The following is a 6,254-nucleotide window of genomic DNA, read 5'->3' as shown; positions in this document are numbered from 1 at the left end:
GGTAGTTGCCTGCAACGTTGCCCACACCGACTGCCGCGCCGCCCATGCCCATGCATGCCAGACCCGCGCCAATGTATGCGCCCATTTGTACGATATCGCCTTCCATGAGAATTCTCCTTACGATGGAATTGAGGTGATGAGGTGGGTCAGGTCAGAATGACCCGCACCCGTTGTTAGTGATGCGGATGAAGCGCGTCTTTCAGATAGACACACGTCAGAATGGTGAACACGTAAGCCTGGATAAACGACACCAGAATTTCGAGACCATACATCGCAGTGATTGCAACGATGGACAAAGGTGCGATCGCTGCAATCGCGGCAAAGCCGGCGAAAACCTTGATCACGGCGTGGCCCGCCATCATGTTGCCCGCCAAACGAATGGAGTGGCTAACGGGGCGCACGAAATACGAGATAATTTCGATCAATGCCAGAATGGGACGCAGCGGCAGCGGCGCGCTGGATACCCAGAACAAGCTAAGGAAGGACGCGCCGTTCTTGACGAAACCAAGGATGGTGACACCAAAGAATACTGCGAATGCCATCAGGGCGGTCACAGCGATGTGCGACGTGGGCGTAAAGGCCATCGGCAGCAGGCCGAGAAAGTTCGCGAAGACGATGAACATGAACAGCGTCATGATGTAGGGGAAATACTTGACCCCGTCTTTGCCGCAGATGTCTTCGACCATCTTGTAGATAAAGCCATAGGCCAATTCGGCCACTGACTGCATACGGCCCGGAATAACCGACCGCTTAGATGTGCCCAAAACCAACAAGGCGAACACTGCAAGAACGGCCAACGCCATCCATACGGTCGCATTGGTGATTGTGTACCATGAAACAGCGCCGTCGCCGAAGAACGGCTCAACGATGAACTGGTCCATCGGGTGGAAAACCAAGCCCGCTTCTTCGCCGTGTGCTTCTGCTGCCATTTCAGGCCCCTTTGTTCTCGTCGGCCAGATCGGCCACTTTCTTTTCCTGGATCTCCTTAGCGGAGCGGAGCATCGTTTTTACCCCAGCCGCAAGGCCCAGCATGACAAACAGCACCATGAATAACGGCAGCGTTCCAAAGAACCAGTCCAACGTATATCCGATGCCAAAACCGATCCCGAGACCGGCGCAAAGTTCAATCACCATCCGCCATGCAAGCGATGCCTGCGAATAATGCTCATCCACTCGGGGTTTTGGCGCCTGCGACAGCTTTGCCGCTGCGATCTTTGCCTCAAGCTGCTTTAGCCGCTGCTGTTGGTCCGGATCAGTCACGCCTAAATCCCTTTGGATGTCTTGGGCAGTAGCTACTTTTACCGACGATCAGAGTCAACCACGCCTTAAAATCAGACAACTCATTGAATTGATATGATATTTAACCGAACAACCTGCGACAAATTGGCAGACGCCACGGATCAAGAGGCCCGTTTTCCGCCCTCTCGTTATTCAACCTTTTGGTTGAGGGTTGTTTAGGTTAGTTAAACAGGCACCGATCAGGCCCCATTAATCAGGTTAGCAATCACCAACATGACCGCTTCGCTAGATGCCATCTTTGCCGCCCTCGCCGACCCCACGCGCCGCGCCATTCTGGCGATGCTGCTTGAGGATGACATGGCCGTCACCGATGTGGCCGATCCGTTTGAGATGTCTTTGGCCGCGATTTCGAAACACCTGGCGGTGCTGGAACGGGCCGGTCTAATTGCCCAGGAAAAACGCGGGCGCCTAAAGTGGTGCAAACTTGAACCGCGCGCGTTGAAAACCCCATCCGTCTGGATGCAGGGTTTCGGCCAATTCGAGCCGGTCAATCTGGATGATTTTGAAAGGTTTCTTGCAGCAGAGATACCAGTGGTACCTTCAGATGCTGGCAATCAAGTGATCGAAGATGAGGGTTAGTTGACCCTCTCGTGACGAGGTTACACACAAGAGGGCCACCACAGAGTTGTCAGACGAGGCCTGCAAGCCGCAGAACAGCCAAAACAACTACAATCAAACCGATTACATAAATAACGCTACGCATAACAATGTTCCCTTCATGAACTTTCTGTGATGTTAACACCATGTGCGGCAAAAGGTTCCGGGAATAATCAAACTTAAGTAACGATACTGTCGTTTTTTAGCAGTAAATACAGCGCCAGAATTGTTAGCGCGACCCCGCCAAATACCAACGCAGAAGGCGCGCCGTTGCCCAAGCCGATTTCCCACAGGATGACCCAGCTTGGCGTCAGATAGGTATAGGCCATCACCTTGGCCGATGGCAGCCGCAGCGACGCAAATTGCAGCAGCACGAAGGTGGCCGCCGACGCAAAGATCGCGACATAGAATATGGTGATCCAGACAATCGCCGGAAGCGTCAGCCAATCGGTCCCCAACACATCGCGCCAGCCATAGACAAACAGCAACGTGCCCCCGGCAAACAGGGTCCCAAGGGTAAAGACAACGGCAGGTTCGCCCCGATTAAGCTTGCGCACCATGGGCGTATAAAGCGCGTGGCTGACACAGCCGATGAAATACACGGCTTCTCCGCGGCCGATTTCGAACCGGCGCAAGGCCGCAAGGTCCGCGCGAAAGATCACCCAAAGCGCCCCAACGGCCCCGATGGCCAACGCCAGCGCCATGCGCCCTGTCGTGACCTGACGCAGCAACACCCAGCCAAAGCCGGCCGCGATAATCGGGGTCAGCGTGAACACTGCCGCAGCGCTAATCGGGCGCGCCGTCTTCAACCCCTCGAACATCAAAACGAAATAGACTGCAAACAGCCCGCCCAACACAAAATAGCGCCAAGGTGCGCGCAGGGCTTGAGGCTTGACCCCTGTCGTGGCCACAACTGCAACCCCGATCACCACGCCCGCAATTACGAAACGCGCCGCATTCAACGCCGCCGGAGAGATCATATTCGCCGACATCGACCCCAACGAGAACGACCCAGCCACCAATGCGGAAAACGTCAGCATTGCCAGATGACCCTGAATGTCAGGCCGCATCAGGCATCGCCTTTCAAGGACTCTTTTAGAAAGGTCAGAAACGTCTGCACTTTCAATGTGCGGTGCAGATCAACATGGGTCACCAACCACAGCGGCGAATCCCATTCCGGAAGGGGGGGATGTACCTCGACCAGATCGGGGTTATCGTGGGCGTCCTTCAGTGATAAAAAACCGATGCCTGCGCCAGTCATAATGGCATCAACCATCGCATTCCATTCGGTACATCTGAAAGACATCGCCTTTTCGGGCAGAATACTTCGCAGCCATCCGAAAAACGGTGCCCGATTTTCGAGATCGTCATGCACCACGAAACGATGGTTCGCGTAGGCTTCGACCGTCTCGGGCAGACCGAATTCAGCGATATAGGATTTATGCGCATATAAACCGACGCGCATCTTCATCAGCGGCTGCACCACGTTATCCGGCTGCTGCGGTACAGCCCCTGCGCGGATCGCCACATGGGCCTCGCCGTATTCCAGACGGAACAGACGGTCCCCCGTCAAGAAACGCACCACAACATCCGGGTTCTGTTTCTGGAACGCGACCAACACCGGCGCGACGACGCGGGTAAGCTCGGCCAGCGACGTCACGACCAATTCCCCCGATACACTATCCCCGCGGCCTTTCAGCCGGCTCGCAAGCTGACTGAACTGGTCATTGGTCGCCTCGGCCACCCGCAGCAGATCCTCGCCCGCTTCGGTCGCCTTGTACCCCCGCGCGTGGCGCTGGAACAACTTGACTGCCAACCGCCCCTCAAGCGCATCAATATGACGGATGACTGTGGCATGATGCACCCCAAGAACGTCAGCGGCTCCACTGACCGTGCCCAAGCGCGCCACATGATAGGCCGTCTTGATTTCATCCCAGTTATCCACTGCGTCCCCACGTCATGTGCAATTCCGAACACTGCTCCCCGCGTTTTCGCAAGTTGCGGCCAACCATGCAAGGCGCATCTAAACAGGGCAACGCATTCAAACTGAAAAGGAACACCTCCCATGTCCATTCTCCGCATCGATTCTTCGGCCAACACCGAAAACTCCGTGACCCGCGACCTGACCGACCGTATCATTACCCAACTGGGTGACACGGATGTGACCGTGCGCGATCTTGCGCTCGAACCTCTGCCCCAGATCACCAACACCTGGGCCGTGGCCCGCGCCACCCCCGAAGGCGACCGCGCCCCGGAACAGATCGAAGCATTGAAGGAATCCGACAAGCTGGTCGCTGAAATCATGGCCGCCGATACCATTGTGATTGGTGCCCCTTTGTATAACTTCAGCGTGCCTGCATCCCTCAAGGCGTGGATCGACCTTGTTGCCCGCGTCGGCGTCACCTTTCGCTACACCGAAGCTGGCCCCGAAGGTCTGGTCAAAGGCAAGCGCGTGATCATCGCAATGGCATCCGGCGGCGTGCCCGCAGGTGCACCTGTTGATTTCAACACACCATACCTCAAGACCGTTCTGGGCTTCATGGGTATGGATGATGTCACCGTCATTTCCGCTGATGCCATGGCCATCGACCCCGAAGGCACCAAAGCCAACGCCAACAAGGCGATCGACGCCCTGACCCGCAAGGCCGCCTGACCAAACAGGGGGCGGGTTGACTCAGACCCGCCTCTCGCCTAAACGATCCACAAATCCCGGGAGCATTATGCCTTCCGGTCTCTGGCGCAGCCAAAGATCGACCCCCACCAGCGTGTTACGCCCGTGGGGGCATTTGTGTATTCACGCGGGCTTCCTACATCATAGGGAACCGCAACCGACCGAAGGGGGCCCTGGCCCATGTTTGAAAATCTCTCCGAACGCCTGTCTGGCGTCTTTGACCGTCTTACCAAACAGGGTGCCCTGTCCGACGAAGACGTCAAAACCGCCCTGCGCGAAGTCCGCGTCGCCCTGCTTGAGGCAGACGTATCCCTGCCCGTCGCCCGCGATTTCGTCAAAGCAGTGCAGGACAAGGCAACTGGCCAAGCCGTCACCAAATCCATCACCCCCGGCCAGCAAGTCGTCAAGATCGTCCATGACGCGCTGATTGATGTGCTGCGCGGCGAAGGTGAACCCGGTGCGCTGAAAATCGACAACGCGCCTGCGCCGATCCTGATGGTCGGCCTGCAGGGCTCCGGTAAAACCACAACCACTGCGAAACTCGCCAAGCGTTTGAAAGACCGCGACGGCAAGCGCGTGCTGATGGCCTCGCTTGACGTCAACCGACCTGCCGCGATGGAACAGCTGGCGATCCTCGGCGTGCAGATCGGCGTGGATACCCTGCCCATCGTCAAAGGCGAAAACCCCGTCCAGATCGCCAAGCGCGCCAAGACACAGGCCGCGATGGGCGGCTACGACGTCTATATGCTCGATACTGCGGGCCGTCTGTCTATCGACGAAGAGCTGATGCAACAGGTCGAAGCTGTCCGTGATGTCGCAAACCCGCGCGAAACCCTGCTGGTTGTCGATGGCCTGACAGGTCAGGACGCTGTGCAAACGGCTGAAAACTTTAACGACCGCATCGGCATTTCCGGCGTGGTCCTGACACGTATGGACGGTGACGGTCGCGGTGGCGCGGCCCTTTCCATGCGTGCAGTCACCGGCAAGCCGATCAAATTCGTCGGCCTTGGCGAAAAGATGGATGCGCTCGAAACGTTTGAACCCGAACGCATCGCGGGCCGTATCCTTGGCATGGGTGACATCGTTGCCCTCGTCGAAAAAGCTCAGGAAACCATCGAGGCCGAACAAGCCGAAAAGATGATGCGCCGCATGGCAAAAGGTCAGTTCAACATGAACGACCTGAAAATGCAGCTAGAGCAGATGCTCAAAATGGGCGGCATGCAAGGCATGATGGGCATGATGCCCGGCATGGGCAAAATGGCCAAACAGGTCGAAGATGCGGGCTTTGACGATAAAATCCTCAAACGCCAGATCGCCCTGATCCAATCCATGACCAAGAAAGAACGCGCCAACCCCGCCCTGCTTCAGGCCAGCCGCAAAAAGCGGATCGCCAAAGGTGCGGGCATGGAAGTGTCCGAGCTGAACAAGCTGATGAAGATGCACCGCCAGATGGGCGACATGATGAAAAAGATGGGCAAAATGGGCAAAGGCGGCATGCTCAAACAAGCCATGAAAGGCATGATGGGCGGCAAAGGCGGCATGGACCCCAGCCAGATGGACCCAAAGGCGCTCGAAGCCGCTGCCAAGCAGATGGGCGGCAAACTTCCCGGCATGGGCGGTATGGGCGGCGGCATGGGTCTGCCCGGCGGCCTCTCCGGCTTTGGGAAAAAGAAATGACCCCTACATC

Annotated in this window: 7 protein-coding genes and 1 pseudogene; 3 read left to right on the top strand and 5 right to left on the bottom strand. The window is 57.0% G+C overall.

Annotated features, from left to right (window positions below; all coding sequences use genetic code 11):
- The 3 genes and pseudogenes from ABYT07_RS18105 to ABYT07_RS18095 all read right to left on the bottom strand — a co-directional run.
- Positions 1 to 106, bottom strand: a pseudogene (locus tag ABYT07_RS18105) (F0F1 ATP synthase subunit C); the annotation flags it as partial.
- A 67-nt stretch (positions 107 to 173) separates the two neighbouring features.
- A complete protein-coding gene (locus ABYT07_RS18100) occupies positions 174 to 929 on the bottom strand; it encodes a F0F1 ATP synthase subunit A (RefSeq protein ID WP_372993418.1) in 756 nt (251 codons plus the stop codon).
- 1 nt (position 930) lies between these two features.
- On the bottom strand, positions 931 to 1,260 hold the full coding sequence (locus ABYT07_RS18095; protein WP_372993417.1) for an AtpZ/AtpI family protein: 330 nt from the start codon (positions 1,258 to 1,260) through the stop codon (positions 931 to 933).
- A gap of 252 nt (positions 1,261 to 1,512) precedes the next feature.
- On the opposite strand from ABYT07_RS18095, the gene ABYT07_RS18090 reads away from it, so the two are divergent.
- Complete coding sequence (locus ABYT07_RS18090) at positions 1,513 to 1,878, top strand: ArsR/SmtB family transcription factor (RefSeq protein WP_372993416.1); 366 nt, start codon at positions 1,513 to 1,515, stop codon at positions 1,876 to 1,878.
- A 197-nt stretch (positions 1,879 to 2,075) separates the two neighbouring features.
- Here ABYT07_RS18090 and ABYT07_RS18085 read toward each other — a convergent pair whose 3' ends face one another.
- Both ABYT07_RS18085 and ABYT07_RS18080 read right to left on the bottom strand, forming a co-directional pair.
- Positions 2,076 to 2,966, bottom strand: coding sequence for a DMT family transporter (locus tag ABYT07_RS18085; RefSeq protein ID WP_372993415.1), 891 nt, complete (start codon positions 2,964 to 2,966; stop codon positions 2,076 to 2,078).
- Complete coding sequence (locus ABYT07_RS18080) at positions 2,966 to 3,841, bottom strand: LysR family transcriptional regulator (protein WP_372993413.1); 876 nt, start codon at positions 3,839 to 3,841, stop codon at positions 2,966 to 2,968. The genes ABYT07_RS18085 and ABYT07_RS18080 overlap by 1 nt, the downstream gene beginning before the upstream one ends.
- 120 nt (positions 3,842 to 3,961) lie before the next feature.
- Between ABYT07_RS18080 and ABYT07_RS18075 the strand changes: the two genes are divergently transcribed.
- Positions 3,962 to 4,549, top strand: coding sequence for an FMN-dependent NADH-azoreductase (locus ABYT07_RS18075; RefSeq protein ID WP_372993412.1), 588 nt, complete (start codon positions 3,962 to 3,964; stop codon positions 4,547 to 4,549).
- Between the two features lie 198 nt (positions 4,550 to 4,747).
- A complete protein-coding gene (ffh, locus tag ABYT07_RS18070) occupies positions 4,748 to 6,244 on the top strand; it encodes a signal recognition particle protein (protein ID WP_372993411.1) in 1,497 nt (498 codons plus the stop codon).
- Positions 6,245 to 6,254: the final 10 nt, after the last annotated feature.

The organism is Sulfitobacter sp. (assembly GCF_041552635.1).
Taxonomy (GTDB): domain Bacteria; phylum Pseudomonadota; class Alphaproteobacteria; order Rhodobacterales; family Rhodobacteraceae; genus Sulfitobacter.
Note: the sequence above shows the minus strand (reverse complement) of the source record. Positions and strands in the feature narration are given on the sequence as shown.

What these genes read in the sequence shown, in the direction of transcription:
- ABYT07_RS18100 (WP_372993418.1), bottom strand. Translation starts at nt 929, where the DNA reads ATGGCAGCAGAAGCACACGGCGAAGAAGCGGGCTTGGTTTTCCACCCG.
- ABYT07_RS18090 (WP_372993416.1), top strand. Translation starts at nt 1,513, where the DNA reads ATGACCGCTTCGCTAGATGCCATCTTTGCCGCCCTCGCCGACCCCACG.
- ABYT07_RS18085 (WP_372993415.1), bottom strand. Translation starts at nt 2,966, where the DNA reads ATGCGGCCTGACATTCAGGGTCATCTGGCAATGCTGACGTTTTCCGCA.
- ABYT07_RS18075 (WP_372993412.1), top strand. Translation starts at nt 3,962, where the DNA reads ATGTCCATTCTCCGCATCGATTCTTCGGCCAACACCGAAAACTCCGTG.
- ffh (WP_372993411.1), top strand. Translation starts at nt 4,748, where the DNA reads ATGTTTGAAAATCTCTCCGAACGCCTGTCTGGCGTCTTTGACCGTCTT.